The following is a 17,049-nucleotide window of genomic DNA, read 5'->3' as shown; positions in this document are numbered from 1 at the left end:
GGTGTCGCCGACCGGAGTCACCGGACGGACGGCTGTCCTTTGCCGATTGCTCCTGCGAAGCCTCATTTTCCGCCCTCTCCTGGCTTTGCTGTTGCCTGCCGGGAGAAGAGTGCCGGAACGGAGGCGCGCCCGGCTTCGTCCCTGGGAACCGGTTTTATTACTGCATGGGCAGTGGGCAGGCAGGCGCGACGGACGTGCCTACCGGACACCGGCTGGGTGCGTCAGGCGGGGCCGGGAAGCCCGGCCTGGTAGGCGATGACGACGAGTTGGGCGCGGTCGCGGGCATCGAGTTTGGTCATGGCGTGATTGACGTGTGTCTTGACGGTGAACGGGCTGAGCGTGAGGTGATCGGCGATTTCGGCGTTCGACATGCCGGTGGCCACCAGGCCGACGATTTCGCGTTCCCGTTCGGTGAGGCCGTCGAGAGCCCTGGAGGCCGTGGCCGGAGGAGGGCGGCGATCGTCCGTGGCGAGGTAGCGGGCGATGAGCCCGCGGGTGGCCGCGGGGGAGAGCAGGGCCTCTCCGCGGGCGACGGTACGGATCGCCTCGATCAACGCTTCCGGGCGTGCGCTCTTGCCGAGGAATCCGCTGGCGCCGGCGCGTAGCGCTTCGAAGACGTACTCGTCGACCTCGAAGGTGGTCAGGATCAGTACCTTCACGCCGGCGAGGTCGGGGTCGGTCGCGATCCAGCGGGTGGCGGCGAGCCCATCGAGCTCGGGCATGCGGATGTCCATGAGGACGACGTCGGCGCGGGTCTGGCGGGCCATGCGCACGGCCTGGGCGCCGGTTGCGGCTTCGCCGACGACCGTCAGGTCGGGGGCGTTGTCGACCATGAGGCGTAGGCCGGCGCGGACGATGTCCTGGTCGTCGGCGAGCAGGACGCGTACGGCGGTCACGCCGTGGCACCGGCGAGAGTGGGCAGTTCGGCCGTGACCCGGAAGCCGCCTCCGGGACGCGGGCCGGCGGAGAGCCGGCCGCCGAGTGCGGCGGCCCGCTCCCGCATGCCGATGATGCCGTGCCCCATCGGGCCGCCCGCGCGGCCGGTCACCGTCTGCGCGGCGGCGCGGGCCGGCGGTCCGTCGTCCTCGACGGTCAGCGCCAGGGCCTCCGGCCGGGAACTCGAGCCGGATGGATGCGGAGGTGCCTGCGGCGTGTTTGGCGGTGTTGGTAAGGGATTCCTGGATCAGCCGGTAGGCGGTGAGGTCGACGGCGTCGGGCAGGGGCCTGGCTGGGCCGGTGACGTCGCAGTTGACCCGTAGTCCGGTGGCGGTGAAGGAAGTGATCAGCTCGTCGAGCCGGCTGAGCCGTCCGGCTGGGTGGACGGGCTCGTGCTCGCCGGGCTGGCGCAGCAGGCCGACGGTGAGCTTGAGCTCGGCCAGCGCGGCCTCGCTGGCGTTCTGAATGTGATCCAGGGACTGGCGGGCCCGGACGAGGTCGTGTCTGTCCAACAGCAGGGTCATGGCGCCTGCCTGCACGTTGATGAGCGCTACCTGGTGGCCGACCGCGTCGTGCAACTCGCGCGCGATGCGGAGTCGTTCCGCCTGGACCCGTTGGCGTGCCTCGTTCTCGCGGCCCACCTCCGCGCGCAGGGCCCGTTCCACGAGCATGGTGCGCCGCGCCCGGTTGGCCCGAATAGCTTGCCCGAGCGCGGCGGAGGCCACGACCCATGGCACGACCTCGACGTCGTTGAACTCGATTCGGCCGTACACAGTGGCCAGCACGCTGCCGGCCAGCACCGAGGCCACGCTCACGGCGGTGGTGGCGACGACGACCGCGACCTTCTCGCTGCGCAGCGAGTACAGGAACATCGCCACGATCAGGGCGCTGCGAGCGGGGGAGTCCGTCGCCGCGGACGGCATTGCGGCGATCACCCCCGCGGTTGCGATGGCGGGGATGAGCCAAGCCGGCCAGCGCAGGGCGAGAATGACGACGAAGCTCGCCGTGACCACGAGAGCGGTGACGATCGCGGTGGCTGTGAACGCGGATCGGCTGGGCGTTGCGGTGATCAGGACAGTGAGGAGAAGGAGGACGCCGGCTCCGGCCAGGCGGGTGGCGGTGCGATGCACGGCGGCGAGCCGGCGCAGCCGGTCGGCCACCCGTCTCAAGTAGGCGGCGGCACGATGTCTGCCGGCGTCGAAAAGGCCGCTGGCCAGCGCTTCAGTTCCCACGAGGCGACAGTAGTCAGCCCGGCGGCCGGGCGACAAACGATCTACTGCGGGCGCGGTAGGCGACGGCGTGCCCGGCCAGGGCAGCACCTGCGCGCGCAGTAGGAGGCGCCTCGGGCCACCGTGATCGCGGCGGGTGAGGTCACCGCGGCAGGCCGATGACGGCGACGGTCGTGCTGGCGAACCATCCAGGTGTCGCGTTTCGCCGACGACGCCGCACGCCCCTGATAGGAGATACGTCTCATGGGCCTCGTTCCTCCTACCTGCATGACCGCACCTCCGGCTCCTCCGATTCGCATCGGGAAGTTCGCCGTCGGGTCCGTCAGCATCCTGGCCGGCGCCACCGGCGTCCTGGAATCGGTGGTGTCACCGACGCTTCCGCTGCTGCAGCGGGAGTTGTCGATCGATCCCGCCCAAGGGGCTTTGCTGAGCATCGCGATGCTCATCACCGGCGCCCTCACCGCGCCCATCGCCGGCGTCCTCGGTGACCGCTACGGCGGGAAACGGGTCATGATCTGGTTGATGGTGGTGGTCTCGGCCGGCGGCCTCGTGTCCTCGCTGGCGCCGAACCTGCCGGTGCTGCTCCTCGGGCAGGTGCTCGAGGGCGCGATGGTCGGCGCGATGCCCCTCGCCTTCATCCTGATGCGCAAGCTCCTTCCGGCGGACCGGTCCCCGGTGGCCATCGGGATGGTCAGCGGGTTCTTCGTGGGCGGCGGCATGGTGGGGACGCTGATCGCCGGGCCCATCGCGGAAGGGCTGTCGTGGCACTGGATGTTCGCGATTCCCACTCTCGGAATCGTCGTGGCGACCGTCTTTGTGCACCGGTCGGTGCCGGACGATCAACCGCGCCGGTCGGACGCCAGGATCGACTGGCCGGGTGTCGCGCTCCTGAGTGGCATCGTGCTGACGTTCATGGCCGGGCTCGCGACGGCGCCCGACATGGGCTCCCAGCCACTGCTGCTCGTCGGCGTCGTCGCCCTCCTGGCCGTCTTCGTGACGGGATGGATAGCCGTCGAGCGTCGTGCCGCTTCGCCGATGTTCGATTTGCGGTTGCTGGCGAAGCCCGCGATCTGGCGGTCCTATGTGGTCACCTTCGCGGTCTGTGTGGGCGCCGCGCTGTCGATCTACCTGGTCCCGCAGTTGTTCGCGGAGTCCGGCGACGGATACGGCTTCGGGGCCAGTTCCACCGACATCGGTCGGTATCTGTTGCCCGCCGCCGCGATGGCGGCGATCAGCGGGCCGCTGGGCGGGCTCGGAACGCGGCGCTTCGGCTCGACCGCCGTGGTGGCCGCCGGAATCGGTCTCATGACGGCCTCGCTGATCGGCATGGCGTTCGTGCACACCGAGGTCTGGCACCTCATCGTCGGCAAGGCGCTGATCAGCCTGGCCAACGGCGCCTGCATCACGGCGCTCGTCATCAAGACCGCCACCTCTATCGATCAGGGCACCACCGGCACCGCCACGAGCCTGGTCCTGGTGATCCGGGTACTCGGCTTCGCCACCGGAGCGCAGATCGGCGGCGCCGTCCTCACCGCCGGCACCCCGGCCGGATCGGACGTCCCGGCCGAATCGGCCTACGTCACCGCCCTGGTCATCGCGAGCGTCGTCACGGCGCTGTCCCTGCTCGCCATCCGCACCATGAACAAAGGAGCCAAGGCATGACCCGCGCGACGAGAAATGTCCGTGCCACACCGAAGCGCCGGGTTCTGATCTCGGGGGCCAGCGTCGCCGGTCCCGCCCTCGCGTTCTGGCTGAACCGGTGCGGATACGCGGTGACGGTGGTGGAGAAGGCGGGCACCGTTCGCAGCGGTGGTTATCCCATCGACGTACGCGGCACCGCGCTCGAGGTCGTCCGACGGATGGGGATCCTCTCCCGGCTGCGGGACGTGCACATCGACCTGCGCCGGCTGACCTTCCTGGACGGGGACGGCAGCGAGGTGGTGTCGCTCAACCCGCACGCCGTCACCGGCGGTGTCGAGGGACGGGACCTGGAGGTGCGGCGAGGGGATCTGACCGACGCCCTGTACGCGGCCGTCCGCGACGACGTGGAGTTCCTGTTCGACGACTCCATCGACACCCTCGACCAGTCCGGCCCCGAGGTCGGCGTCACGTTCCGCGGGGGCGACCGGCGTACGTTCGACTTGGTGTTCGGTGCGGACGGTGTGCGCTCGCATACCCGGGAATTGATCCTCGGCTCCGAACAGCAGTTCCACCGGTACCTCGGCTATTGCTTCGCCGTGTTCACCATGCGCAACACCTTCGGGCTCGCCCGGGAGACCGTCATGTGGAACAGCCCGGGCCGGGCCGCGGCACTGTACGCCGCGGGGGACAACGACGACGTGCACGCCTTCCTGACCTTCGCGCAGCCGGAACCGCCGTTCGGCGCGTTCACGAACCCGGCGGCCCAACAGGACCTGATCGCCACGACCTTCGCCGACGCGCGATGGGAGGTCCCGGGCATGCTGGCTGCCATGCGCGACGCGGACGACGTGTACTTCGACGGGGTCACCCAGATACACCTACCCCGCTGGTCCAGCGGTCGGGTCGCCCTCGTGGGCGACGCCGCGTACGCGCCGTCGTTCCTCACCGGACAGGGCACCAGTCTGGCGCTGGCCGGCGCGTACATGCTCGCCGGTTCCCTGGCCGGCAGGGACCACGCCGCCGGTTTCGCGGCCTACGAACGCGACACCCGCAACTTCGTGACGGCGAACCAGGGGCTCGCCGGCAAGGGCGGCGCCACGCTCTTTCCCGCCACGGCCCAGGAACTGGAGCAGCGCAACCACAGGCTGCGCGCGCTCAACTCCATGCCACCCGCGAGAGGACGACCGGCCCATTCGACCCTCATCCTGCCCGATTTCTAACTCGTTACCAGCCACGCACGCCAGAGGCGGGGATCGGTCCAGGACACTGACCGAAGTCACGTCTTCGACATCGAGTCGAAACCTCCCATCGACGGACTACTCAAGGCGTGCGACCTCGTGTCGCACTTATCGGCGGCTACCGGATGTGGAAGAAGCGTCGATCATGAACCACAGCCGAGCTGATCGCTCAGGTGGTCGTCGTTGTTCTCACAGTTGCCCGGCTCGTGTCTGAGCGCCGGCCGGGGCGGACGGGGACGAGCCGCCACCACCGCATCCCGGGTTGCTCACCGTGGAGGTCGGTCTCGTCGTCGCCGCGTCACCGCTGCTCTCGCCGCGGCCAGCGCACCGATTACTTGCGGGGGAGCGGGCAGTCACGGTCGTTGCTGCGTGCGGCGCGAGGCCCGCAGCCGTTGACCGGATGCTCGTCCAGTTTGTCCGGCAGCAGCTGCTCGTCATCGAACTGCGGCCCTCGACGACTTGCACCGACCCACTCGTCGCTCTGCTGGACGTCCTGGACCGTCTGCCTCACGAGGACACAGATTCGGACTGGCGGAGGTCATCGAACGCGGAAGCTGTCCGACGTCTTCAACGAGGCGCCGTCGGCATTGCGGACGTCGTTCATCTCGCGTGGACCCGGGACGAGGATTCGGTTCCAGTTGGCGTGGACGTCCTGCGTGAACGTGGTGAGGCCGCTCGCCAGTTCCTGCTGCTGGGCGTCGATCGACTTGGTCAGCTCGGTCATGGCGTTCTGCATGCCGGTGATGATCGGCGGCACCGTGAGGCCGCCGATGTCCACCTTCTTGTTCTGCAAGGGGCCGGTGTTGGACAGCGTCGTGGCCAGGCTTTGCAGACCTTCGACGCCGACGGCTGCGGCGAAGGCGGCTCCGCCGGCACCGGCTGTCGCGCCGGTGAAGATCACTGCTGCGATGGCACCCGAGATGGTCAGCAGCGCCACCGACTTGGAGGCGTTCGCGCCGGGGCACCACGCGTCCAGACCGTCCAGAGCCTTGTACGTCTTCTGGCCGATCTCCCAGATGTCGGTGTTGATCCGGCGGTTGATCTCCAGCTGCGCCTCCAAGCTGAGCGCGAGCGAGAGGGCGATCTCCCGGTGGAGGGCCGCGGCCCGGACGTTGTTCTTGAGATACAGCTCGAACGCGAGGGCGGCGTCGCCGGTCCATTCCTTCATGTGCCCGCCGATGAGGTCGACCACCTCGCCCACTGAGGCTGTGCCGCTGATCGGGGAGACCGCGCTCGGCGCGGCAATCTTGTTGTCCCGGCTGGTGAGCTGAAGGTCGACCTCGACGGTGGCGGCGACCGAGTAGAGCGCGTCGAGCATCGGCCGGCTGTCGTCGGGGTTGGGTAGGCCGAACACGGCGAACATCGCCGGGATTTCGGCGTACGCCTGCCCGACGTACGCCCGGAGGTTGCCCTCGTCGTCCGGACGGCCCTGCGCCGGTGTCGTGTAACCCTGCACTTGAGGCAGTTGCCCGGTGTCCGAGCGTGTCGCGTCGTTGTTCGCCGCCTGCTGTGCGGCGGCATAGGACGCGGCCTGGTCCATCGTCACTCGGACAGCCTTGTCGCGGATCTTCTCGCCGAGCTGTTGCAGCTCGGCGGGGCTGTGATAGGAGAAGGCCATCAATACGCCCCGTCATCGTCCTTGATCACCACGGTGGGTGGCGGGTTCTGGACGAACTTCTCCTCGGCCTCCTGCAGACTCGGGGTCTGCCCGTTCGCCCATGCCGCTTCCAGGCTCGTGCGGGCGGCCTCGTCGGTGGCGAGGTAGGCCTCCACCACGTGTTCGACCGTGACACCGGCATCCAGGATGTTCAGGGACGTGGTGCCGAGAACATTCTGGAAGTCGTCGCGCAACGCCGCCCACACCGCGTGACTCGCCGCGGTCCCACCGCCGGGTGCCTGGAAGGCTGCGGTCTCACCGGCGGCAGTGCCGGCGACCGCCCGGTTCATCGCGGCGAAGGTCGAACTCAGCGCCGGCAGATCGACCCGGCCGACGATCCGTAGCTGCGACAACTCGGCCGCGAACTCCCATCCCTCCATCGCCATCCCCCTTCCTCGTACGGCGGTGTCACGAGCCGTTGCAGGGCATCCCCGCGCGTGGCGGCCGCTCGGTGCGCGGCGTCTGCGGCGCATAGATCTTGGTGCGCGCGAAGTCGAGGCTCGGCAGCGCACCGACGGAGAACTCCGGCTTCAGCAGCGTCTGCCCGGTCGTCGGATCCACGTCGGCATAGACGATCTCGCCGTTCTCGCCGCGCATGACGAGCACGAACTCGGCGACGCAGACCTGGGCGGACGGCGGCTGCGCCACGACGGTGCCGCCGACGTCGAACCGTCCGAACGAGTCGGGCGCGCCGCGGGTCAGGTCGGTGACCTGAGTCTGCGCCCACGCCGAGAAGGCCCCCGACGGGTCGGCCTCGAAGCTGGTCACCTGAACCCGAAGGCTGCCGATCTTCTGGTCCTTGCTGACGTGCAGGCCGCCGGCGGCAGCCAATTCCCCGCCGGGGAAGAGCACACCTCCGTACGCGGTCTCCTCGCCGTCCGGTGCCTGCGCGCCCGCCGAGTCGAGCACCGTCACGCGGAAACGCAGTTCCCGGACGACCTGGTCGCATCGGCTGCGATACACGAACCCGTACTTCGCCTTGCCCGCGTCCGCCCAGGTCGCCGTGATTTGCGGTGCACAGTCCAGCCGCGGTGCCACCGACGCGCTCGCGACCGGTGCGCCGGTGGGGTCCGCAACGACCGGGTCCGCGTCGTCGCGAGTGACGACGACGGCGATGCCGGCCGCGACGAGGACGACCACGAGGCCGATCAGCAGCCAATGGACTGCCTGCAGGCGGCGCAGCCCGCGCCGGTCGTCGGTCATGACACTCCCTATCCAGCAGTCCGCATCGCACGAGGCAGGCCGATGTCGTAGACCGCGTCCGTCAACAGGGTCACCTTCGCCCGATGGTCGGCCAGCAACGCCGCGACCGCGCTGCCCAGCTCGGCCAGAAACTCCGATTCGGTCAGCGACCCTACCGGCTCCCCGGCGATCTCGACGTGCCACGACACCAGAGCGCGGCTACGCACGATCACCCGGCCGCGCGCCGACACGCCGGTTACCTGCAGATCCGCGAGCTGCCGTTGGAAGTCACGGTCCTCATCGGTCGGCTCGGGCTCTTCGTCCCGGTACGTCCACGACGACACGATCTCCAGGTAACGCCTGCGGTAGCGCACCCAGAGCGCCGTCGCCAACGCCTCCACCTGACGCGCAAGAACAGCGGCTCGATAACGCCGGTAGGCGCCCGGCGCGAAGCCGATCCGTACATCGCCCGGGCCGCGAGCGGTCGCCGAGATATCGCCGTCCGGAGAAGCCGCCTCGACGACCAGCAGGCTCAGCCGCTCCGCCAGTTCCCCCATGAGTATCTACCTCCCCGCAAGCAGGCCGATACTATCGGTAGCGGTCAATTGAGCAACGATGACCAGCCGTTGCACGCTGACGCACACCCACGAGCGCCGCGACGCCGGGTACAACGCCAGTACGGATCGCGCGGATCGAGACCGTGGAGATGACGCCGGAACAATACGACGAAGCCGTCCCCGCCCTGGCGGTACTGGTCAGCAACTACTGGAGAGCGCACCCAGAGGTGCTCCGCGAGGACGACCCGGCCGGAGCATCGGCTTCGCCGTCTCAGCGGCCTGGCTGTGCGGTGGGCTGATAGCCGTACTCGGCGAGCCGGTCACGGGCGATCTGGAGCTCTTCGTCGGTGAACAGCGCTGACCAGCGCTCTTGCAGGACAAACGCTTCGACGGTGAGGTCGAGCCGTTTCTTCTCCCAGAGGGTGGTGAATCCGCTGGAGACCGACGAGGCGTGCAGGAGCTGGCGGGCCGCGCCGAGCCCGCCCGAGGTGGAGATCATTCGGATGTAGATGGTGGCGTTGTAGTTGATGTCGCGTTTCATGGCGCGGTAGCCGTCGACGAGCGCCTGATGGAATTGTTTTTCGAGCGCGGCGGTGTCGGCCGGAGGCGTGCTGCTCTGTTCCTTCGTTCGGGCGGCGGCCTGTTCCGGCGAAGTCGCCGAGGGCTGTGCGGCCGGTCGTCTGGGGCTGTCGGCTGCGTTGAGGCCGAGCGAGATGTGGTCGGCGAGACCGGTGCCGAGGTGTTGCGGACGGGGCATGCTGCGGGCGTGCAGGCCACGGACGAGCGCGGTGTAGATGTCGCGCATCGAGAGCAGATCGCCGGCACCGGGGATGCCGTCGCGGAGTACCCGCAACAGCTCGCCGGTGAATGCTGTATGACGGTCGCCGGGTGGGGCGATCGAGGTCGAGTTGGCCGGCGCCGAGGCCACGGTGTAGGTGCCGCTGATATCGATGGCTGCGGTCAATGCCGAGGAAACCGACGTCATCGCGGTTGCCGCGTGGCCCGAGAAGCAGCAGTCGAGTATCAGGATCCGATTCTTCGCCGGGCTTTCGGCCAGGGCCATGCGTAGCCATTCGATCGGCACAGCAGAGTAGGCGACGCGATTCGGGTCGGTGCCGGCGACGGCGAGATGCAGTGCTCCGCGCGGGGTGAGCAGGCCGTGCCCGGCGTAGTAGACGATCGCGGTGTCACCGGCCGCATGGACGGTCTCGTCGAGCGCAGCACCGACCTCGGCCGGGGTGCGCGGGTTGATGAGCTGGCGGCAGCGGGCGGAATCGACCACCCCTGCGGCGGGATCGGTGAGTGCTTCGGCCAGAGCGGAGACGTTGTTGGCCACCGACGGCAGGTCGGCGATCGCGTCGCTGGCGAACTGAGCGGCTCCGATGATCAGCACATTGGAGCTGTGGGGATCCGGCAGGCGCGTGGCCATCACGGTTCGCCGGTAGACGCGAGCGCCGTTTGCAGCAGTTCAGCGGCGTTGGCGGCGTTGGCGGCATCGATCTCGACGCGGCAGGTCCGGTCGCCGTCCGTGACTTCGACGCTGACCTTGGTGCGCCGCGCAGCGATCCAGGCATTCAGGGTGCCGCCGAGCGCCGCTACCGCACCGCCGCTGCTGAGTGCCACGGTCAGTATCTCCGCGACACCGCCCATGTCACCGGGTCTCAGGTCGGCCGTCACGGTCTTGACCCGGCCGCGGAACTCGTCGTCGCGTTGAAGCCACGAGTAGAGAGACGCCAGCTCGTGCGTCACGTTGTCACCAACCGCGATCCTCGCATGCACGCGGCGATAATCCTCGTTCCGCTGCGGTAACACCAGACATCGATGGTGTCGGCTTGACGACCGGCCCGGCCAACGCCGCCGGCTTCGGGTAGCCCACCTCCATGATCCGGTGCACTGCCTTACCGGGGAACGGCAGCCGCAGCGACCACGCCGGTCCAGGCGGGCGAGCCGGTCGACGTCGAGGACTTCGAAGCGGCGGTGCGACGGCCCGCCAGCCAGGTGGCCACCGACGACGAGGCGCTGAAGTTCATGCTGTCCGAGTCGTTCCAAGCCTGGCAGATCTTCCTGCACCCGACACAGCGGCGGCTGGTCGAACGCGGCTACAGCGGCCCGGCCCGGGTCGGTGGCGGGCCGGGCACCGGAAAGACGATCGTGGCGCTGCACCGGGTGACCCACCTGGCCCGGCAGTTGCCACCGGGGGCCGGCAAGCCGATCCTGCTGACGACGTTCAACCGCAACCTGGCCGCCGACCTGCGGACCCGTCTGCTGGCACTCGGTGGTGAGGAGGCACTGGCCCGGGTCGAGGTGGTCAACATCGACAGGCTGGCCGCCCAGGTCGTAGCGGAGAACGGCGAACGGGCACCCCAGCGCAAGATCGACGACAGTCAGATGCCGCAGCTGTGGCGCAAGTTCCTGGCCGACGAGATCGGCGACAGCGTCTGGGACGCCGACTTCCTGGCCGCCGAATGGGAACAAGTGATCCTCGGCCAGGCGCTCGCGTCGCGCGCCGCCTGCTTCAAGGACCGCCGGCCGCCTCGAGGACGCAACATCACCCGACCCGAACGGGAGCAGGTGTGGGACCTGGCCGAACGGTTCGCCCGGTGGCTCGCCGCCCAGGGCCTCATCACCTGGCGCCAGGTCGCGGTCCGCGCCGCTGCCCTGGCCGGCCCTCGCTACCAGCACGTCGTGGTCGACGAGGCACAGGACCTCAGCGCCGCCCACTGGCGCATGTTGCGCGCCATGGTGTCGGCCGGACCCGATGACATGTTCCTCGCCGGCGACACGCACCAGCGCATCTACGACAACCGGGTGACGCTGGGCAGCCTGGGCATCAACATTCGTGGCCGGTCCTCCCGGCTTACCCTCAGCTATCGCACGACCCGGCAGATCCTCGCCGCCGCCCTGGAGATCATGAGCGGGGAGGCCTACGACGACCTCGACGGCGGCCAAGAAGATCTGGACGGCTACCGGTCGCTGCTGCGCGGCGCCGCCCCCCGCTTCCACGGGGCGGCCACCTGGGCGCAGGAGCGAGAGCTGATCGCCGGGCAACTCGCTGACTGGGGTACGCCCACCGACGGCTCGGTGGCAATCTGTGTACCGACCCGGGAGCTGGCCATCGAGGTGGTGGCCCATCTGCAAGCGGCCGGGATCGAGCCGGTCGAGATCGGCCCGGACGGGCCGAAGCGGCCTGACGGCGTGCGTTCCTCGCCGAACACCACGTACAGCCTGCCGCAGGGTGAACCGACTGGTCGGACGCGGTCATCCATACGGTTCGAAGATGCCCGCCGATCAGCGGGATGCGAGCCACCTGGTCTGACGTTTAGGTTCGATCCGGTTCCGATGATCGATGACATTCTTGTGCAAGACCCGGTTGTAAGGCCGGGGTCCAGCCGGCCGCCTCCATCGTTGGTGAGTTCAAGCGCGCCCGCACCACTCACCGCACCGAAGGGAACCGTGTCTTGACCCCCACTCCAGCGAGCTCTCTGGATCGGGCTGTACGGCTGTTCGAGTTCCTCGCCCGAGCTCAGCAGTCGGCCGTCACGGCGCCGCGCACGCTCGAACGGTACGACGAGGTCGTCTGGACGCGGAACCTGCCACGGCACCCCGCCGTGCACTTCGCGCACTGGGATGTGGAGCCCGAGCCGGACGCTGAGCTCGGCCATATCGACCGGCTGGACCGGATCCGCCCGCCGCGGCCTAGCCCCAGCCTGCATCGCTGGCTCGACGGCGAGTTCGACGATCCGAACGTCGTCCCACGGCTGTCCGCCGAGATCCCCGACCCGGACGGCGAGCCGGACGACGACGGCAACCCCGCGGTCTTCCGCCTTTTCGACCACCCCGGCATCGAGGACACCTACCGCAGGTGGCTGCACGGCTGGGAATCCTGGGCGGAACGTGAACGCCTTGAGAGGCCCGTCCGAGAGGCGTACGGCCAGTTCTTCGCCATGCACACGGACGAGGCCAGCAACCCGGAAGAGCTGGAACTCGTCCTCGCGGTCGGCTGTCTCACCTGGCAGCCCGCGGACCACCTTCCGGTACGACGTCATCTGCTCACCGTGCCGGTCCGGATCGACCTCGACCCGGTCGGTGGCACGTTGCACATCACCGCGGCCGAGTCGGTCGATCCGGTCCGCCTTGAACTCGACATGCTGGACTCGCGTCTGACCAAGTCTCGGCACATCAGCGAGGTCCGGGAGACCGCCCGTGGCTACGCGCACCACCCGTTGCACCTGGCCGCGGTCGGCGAACTGCTGCAACGAGTCGCGCACAGCCTCGACCCGGACGCCGAGTATCACGAGACCGAGAAACCCGGCGCCGGGGCGCCGACGGTGCCCGAGGTGACGCTCGCACCCGCCGTCGTGCTGCGCCGCCGCAACCTCGGCCTGGTCGAGGTGCTGCAACGGATCCGGGAGCAGCTGATCGAGTCGGAGACCGTGCCGGAGGGCATCCTGCCTCTGGTCGACCCGGACCACCGGCCGCCCGTGCAGGCCGATCCGACGCCGGGCGCGCTGGTCGAGGTGGACGACGAGGTCTACCTGCCGCTGCCGGTGAACGAGAATCAGCTGCGGATCCTTCAGCAGGTCGACCGGCACGCACAGACCCTGGTGCAGGGCCCACCCGGAACCGGCAAGACCCACACCGCCGCCGCGCTGCTCAGCCACCTGCTCGCGCAGGGCAAGCGGGTCCTGGTCACCGCGCAGACGGACCGCGCGCTCAAAGAGGTCCGGGCGAAACTGCCGCAGGCGATCCGGCCGCTGTCGGTAGCCGTCGTCGGCGCCTCGCGGGAGGACATGGCTGATCTGAAGGTGGCCGTCAACACCATCTCGCAGCGCGCCATCGACTTCGAGCCGGCCGAGTCCGCACGGACGATCGAGCGGCACCTTGAGACCATCGACCGGCTGCGCAGACAGCGCGCCCACCTGCACCAGAGAATCGTCGACGTACGCGCCGCCGAGGTCGCCCGGCACGAGCAAGGCCCCTACCGGGGAACCCTGGCCGCTATCGCCGCCGCCCACCGGGCCGACGAGCAACGATACGGCTGGATCCGCCCGTACACGCCCGCCGCCCCGTCGGCCAGGCCGCCGCTCAGCACCGCCGAGATCACCGAATGGCTCGGCTACCTGCGCGACCAGCGCCTGATCGCCGATGAGCCATCCGCCCGGGACACCCTGGCCGATCCGGCAGCCCTGCTGCCGCCAGCCGATTTCGCCGCGGCCGTGGCCGCCGAGGACCGGGCTCGCGCGGTGCACGAGTCGCACCGGGCCGGCCGCGAGCACCCGGCGTTCGCCGCGGTCCGTGCCCTGCCGCCGGCGGACCGGGCCGCCCTGCAGCACGAGCTGCATCGCCTCGCCGACACCGCAGACGACTTGGCCCGCCGCCGGGAGACCTGGATGTCCGAGGCGCTGGCCGACGTCGTCTGCGGCCGGGGGCAGGTCTGGCAGGACCGGGCCGCCCAGCTGCGGCAACTCGTGGACCACGCCCAAACGCCGGTCCGGTCGCTCGGCATCACCGAGGTCACCGCGACCGGCCCGGACCTGGGCCAGCTCGTGTCGCTCGCCCGGCATCTGCGCGAGCATCTCACGGCCGGCGGCAAGATCAAACTAGCGGCGGACGGCACCCCGGCGATGGGCATGCTCACTCCCAAACCAGTGAAGGCAGCTCGGGACCTATTCGTCCACGTCCGTATCGACGGCCGCCCACCCGCCTCGATGGAGGCCGTCGACGCCTTCTTGGCCTGGCACGAGGCGAGCCGCCTGCTGGCCGCGCTCGACCGGTCCTGGCCAGCAACCGTGACCGTCCCGCCGGAAGACACCTTCCAGGAACGGCTCACCTGGCATGTGACCGAACTGCAGCAGCTGCACCAAGTCCTTGCTCTCGGTGCCGCCCTCACCGAACAGGAGCAGCGCCTCGCCAGCCGGCGGATGCCCCGCCCACAGTGGACCGACCTGTCCGCCGTGCGCGCCTACGCCGCTGTGGTGGACGCGGCCTCCGCCGACGACGGTCTGCTGCTGGCCCGGGCTGCGGCCGATGCTGCCGGGGAGCCGATCACCGCCCAACTGCATGATCCGTCCGCCTCGCCGGTCCTGCATGCCCTGGCCAAGGCGATCGGCGACCGGGACGTCGAGGGTTATGCCGTCGCAGTGCATCGGATCGCACGGCTCGTCGAGGTTCGTACCGTCGTCGGCCGTCGTGACGAGCTCGAGGCTCGCCTCCGCAAGGAGGTTCCGCAGCTGCACGAGGCCATGCTCAGCACCTGCGGCCACCCACAATGGGACGACCGTCTGACAGGCTGGGCGGGCGCCTGGGACTGGGCCGTCGCCAGAGTCTGGCTGGCCGCCCGAGAGGTCGCCGACCTCAACCGGTTGCAGTCCCGGGTCAGCGAGATCGACCAAGACATCCGTCGGCACGTCGAGGAACTCGCGGCCGCGCGTGCCTGGCGGCACGCGGCGTCACCGGACCGGATCAGCGGCTCCGCTCGGGCCAACCTGCAGCAGTACGGCCAGCTGGTCCGCGGCCTCGGCAAGGGCTCCGGAAAGTACGCCCACCTGCGCCGTGCCGAGATCCGTCAGGCGATGGACAGGTGCCGCCCGTCCGTACCGGTCTGGATCATGCCGATCTACCGGATCGCCGAACAGTTGCACGTGCAGCCGGACATGTTCGACGTCGTGGTGGTCGACGAGGCCTCCCAGGCCGGTCTCGCCGCCACGTTCCTGCAGTACCTGGCCCCGAAAATCGTGGTGATCGGGGATGACAAGCAGGTCTCCCCGGCCGCGGTCGGTGTCGACCAGCAAGACCTGCGCGACCTCGCTGCCCAGTACCTGTACGACGACCCGTACCGGGCGTCCTGGCAGGATCCGAAGCGCAGCCTCTTCGACGAGGCCAAAATGCGGTTCAGCGGCCTCATCCCGCTCACCGAGCACCGCCGCTGCGTACCGGAGATCATCGAATTCTCCAACCGGATCGCCTACGAGCCGGAGGGCATCCGTCTCGTCCCGGTGCGTCAGTACGGTGCCGATCGGCTCGACCCGATCAAGCCGGTGTTCGTCGAGAACGGCTATGTCCGCGGCGGCAGCTCCGGGAAGACCAATCCGGCCGAGGCGGACGCGATCGCCGAGCAGATCCTGGCATGCACCGAGGATCCCCGCTACGACGGCCTCACCTTCGGCGTGATCTCGCTGCAGGGGCCGCACCAGGCGAAACTGATTCAGCGTCGGCTGCTGGACCGTCTCGACCCGGCCGAGTGGGAGCGGCGTGACCTGCGTTGTGGCGACTCGGCGGACTTCCAGGGCTCGGAACGCGACGTGATGTTCCTGAGCATGGTGACGGCACCGGAACCGGGCGTGCGGATCGGTGCGGCCACCTCCGAGATGTACGTCCAGCGCTACAACGTCGCGGCGTCCCGGGCCAAGGACCAGATGTGGGTCTTCCACTCGGTCCGTACCAGCGACCTCGGCAACGCTGAGGACATGCGGTACCACCTGTTGGAGTACTGCTACGGCGTGGCAGAGCGGGCTGCCGACCCGTTCGAGGCCGGTGGGCTCGTCGCCGAGGACGAGCCGGTGCTGCCATTCGAGTCGCTGTTCGAGCAGCGAGTCCACAACCGGATCGCGGCGCGCGGCTTCACGGTGCTACCGAAGTTCGAGGCGCTCGGGTATGTGATCGACCTGGTGGTGGTCGGGCCGCGTGGACGGCTGGCGATCGAGTGCGACGGCGACACCTGGCAGGGACCGGACCGGTATGAGACGGACATGGGCCGGCAGCGGGAGCTCGAGCGGTGCGGGTGGGCGTTCTTCCGGATCTCGGAGTCGACGTTCGTCGTGGACGAAGAAGCCGTGCTGATCGATCTGTGGACGGCGCTGGAGGAACGAGGCATCCGCCCGGCAGGCTGGACCGAGCGGGAGGCGGAACCTGTTGCCGAGCCTGCGCCAGCGGTGATCGAGCCGGAGCCCGTGGTTGTCGCAGTGCCTGAATCCGAGCCAGTGATCGTGGCCGAGCGAGAGCCCGAGCCTGTCGATTCGCCGGAACCGGCGTCGACCTCCGACTGGGGCGAGCCGGTGCTCCAGGCGTACGAAATCTATGAAGGCCCTGCCCCGCGCCCCGCCGAACCAGCGCCGCCGGGCATGCGCGAAGCGCTGCTCGCCATCGTCGACCGGGAGGGGCCGGTCCTTGGTGAGCGGCTGCAGACCGCTTACACCCGGGCTGCCGGTGGTCAGCGTGTCACCCGCGGCGTGGCCAGCGCGGTGAACAAGGTGATCAGCGCTGCGGTGCGCCGCGGCCTGCTGCTGGAGGACAACCCGCTGGGGGAGCGGGGCGTCCTGCCGCGCACCTACCGGCTGCCAGGGCAGCCGGCGACGGTGCTACGTGTCCTGGGTCCACGGGATCTCGGCGAGGTGCCCCCTGCCGAATTGGCCGCCGTGATGGCCGCGCATGCCCGTGATCTGGGCTGGGAGACGCCGGAAGCGGTCTACCGGGCGACCTTGCAGACGTACGGCCGCAAGGCCCTGACCGCAACCGCAGCCGCACCCCTGGTGAAAGCCACCGCCTTGGCCCGCGACTTCACCGAGAACAGTGACAGAGCGTGAAACCACTTTGTACCCCCATCTCGAGGA

10 protein-coding genes and 2 pseudogenes are annotated in these 17,049 nt (G+C 69.4%); 5 read left to right on the top strand and 7 right to left on the bottom strand.

The features are described from left to right. Positions 1-221 precede the first annotated feature (221 nt). Positions 222-2,168, bottom strand: coding sequence for a response regulator (locus LXN57_RS48235; protein WP_308206680.1), 1,947 nt, complete (start codon positions 2,166-2,168; stop codon positions 222-224). 264 nt (positions 2,169-2,432) lie between these two features. Between LXN57_RS48235 and LXN57_RS36575 the strand changes: the two genes are divergently transcribed. The 3 genes and pseudogenes from LXN57_RS36575 to LXN57_RS48410 all read left to right on the top strand — a co-directional run. Next, complete coding sequence (locus LXN57_RS36575) at positions 2,433-3,827, top strand: MFS transporter (RefSeq protein ID WP_251802800.1); 1,395 nt, start codon at positions 2,433-2,435, stop codon at positions 3,825-3,827. Beyond that, positions 3,824-5,026: an FAD-dependent monooxygenase gene (locus tag LXN57_RS36570; protein ID WP_251802799.1), complete on the top strand. Its 1,203-nt coding sequence runs from the start codon at positions 3,824-3,826 to the stop codon at positions 5,024-5,026. The genes LXN57_RS36575 and LXN57_RS36570 overlap by 4 nt, the downstream gene beginning before the upstream one ends. A gap of 289 nt (positions 5,027-5,315) precedes the next feature. Then, positions 5,316-5,552, top strand: a pseudogene (locus tag LXN57_RS48410) (lantibiotic dehydratase); the annotation flags it as partial. A 30-nt stretch (positions 5,553-5,582) separates the two neighbouring features. On the opposite strand, the gene LXN57_RS36565 reads toward LXN57_RS48410, so the two are convergent. The 6 genes from LXN57_RS36565 to LXN57_RS36540 all read right to left on the bottom strand — a co-directional run bounded on the left by LXN57_RS36565 (position 5,583) and on the right by LXN57_RS36540 (position 10,189). Continuing rightward, the gene (locus LXN57_RS36565; RefSeq protein WP_251802798.1) at positions 5,583-6,662 is read right to left on the bottom strand and encodes a hypothetical protein; all 1,080 of its coding nucleotides are present in this window, start codon (positions 6,660-6,662) and stop codon (positions 5,583-5,585) included. Beyond that, a complete protein-coding gene (locus LXN57_RS36560; RefSeq protein WP_251802797.1) occupies positions 6,662-7,087 on the bottom strand; it encodes a hypothetical protein in 426 nt (141 codons plus the stop codon). The genes LXN57_RS36565 and LXN57_RS36560 overlap by 1 nt, the downstream gene beginning before the upstream one ends. Positions 7,088-7,109: 22 nt before the next feature. Continuing rightward, a complete protein-coding gene (locus LXN57_RS36555; protein ID WP_251802796.1) occupies positions 7,110-7,904 on the bottom strand; it encodes a hypothetical protein in 795 nt (264 codons plus the stop codon). A gap of 8 nt (positions 7,905-7,912) precedes the next feature. Continuing rightward, entirely contained in the window at positions 7,913-8,440 is a 528-nt protein-coding gene (locus LXN57_RS36550; RefSeq protein ID WP_251802795.1) for a hypothetical protein, read from the bottom strand. A 271-nt stretch (positions 8,441-8,711) separates the two neighbouring features. After that, positions 8,712-9,833: a caspase family protein gene (locus LXN57_RS36545; RefSeq protein ID WP_251802794.1), complete on the bottom strand. Its 1,122-nt coding sequence runs from the start codon at positions 9,831-9,833 to the stop codon at positions 8,712-8,714. A 35-nt stretch (positions 9,834-9,868) separates the two neighbouring features. Next, positions 9,869-10,189, bottom strand: a complete 321-nt coding sequence (locus tag LXN57_RS36540; RefSeq protein WP_251802793.1) for an effector-associated constant component EACC1 — start codon at positions 10,187-10,189, stop codon at positions 9,869-9,871. A gap of 150 nt (positions 10,190-10,339) precedes the next feature. Between LXN57_RS36540 and LXN57_RS36535 the strand changes: the two are divergent. Then, a pseudogene (locus LXN57_RS36535) lies at positions 10,340-11,638 on the top strand (UvrD-helicase domain-containing protein); the annotation flags it as partial. 260 nt (positions 11,639-11,898) lie between these two features. Then, positions 11,899-17,022 (top strand): PDDEXK-like endonuclease domain-containing protein, encoded by a 5,124-nt coding sequence (locus tag LXN57_RS36530; RefSeq protein ID WP_251802791.1) that lies wholly within the window; start codon positions 11,899-11,901, stop codon positions 17,020-17,022. Positions 17,023-17,049: the final 27 nt, after the last annotated feature.

The organism is Paractinoplanes hotanensis (genome assembly GCF_023717965.1).
GTDB classification, from domain to species: domain Bacteria; phylum Actinomycetota; class Actinomycetes; order Mycobacteriales; family Micromonosporaceae; genus Actinoplanes; species Actinoplanes polyasparticus.
This window is presented reverse-complemented; position numbering and strand designations above follow the sequence as displayed.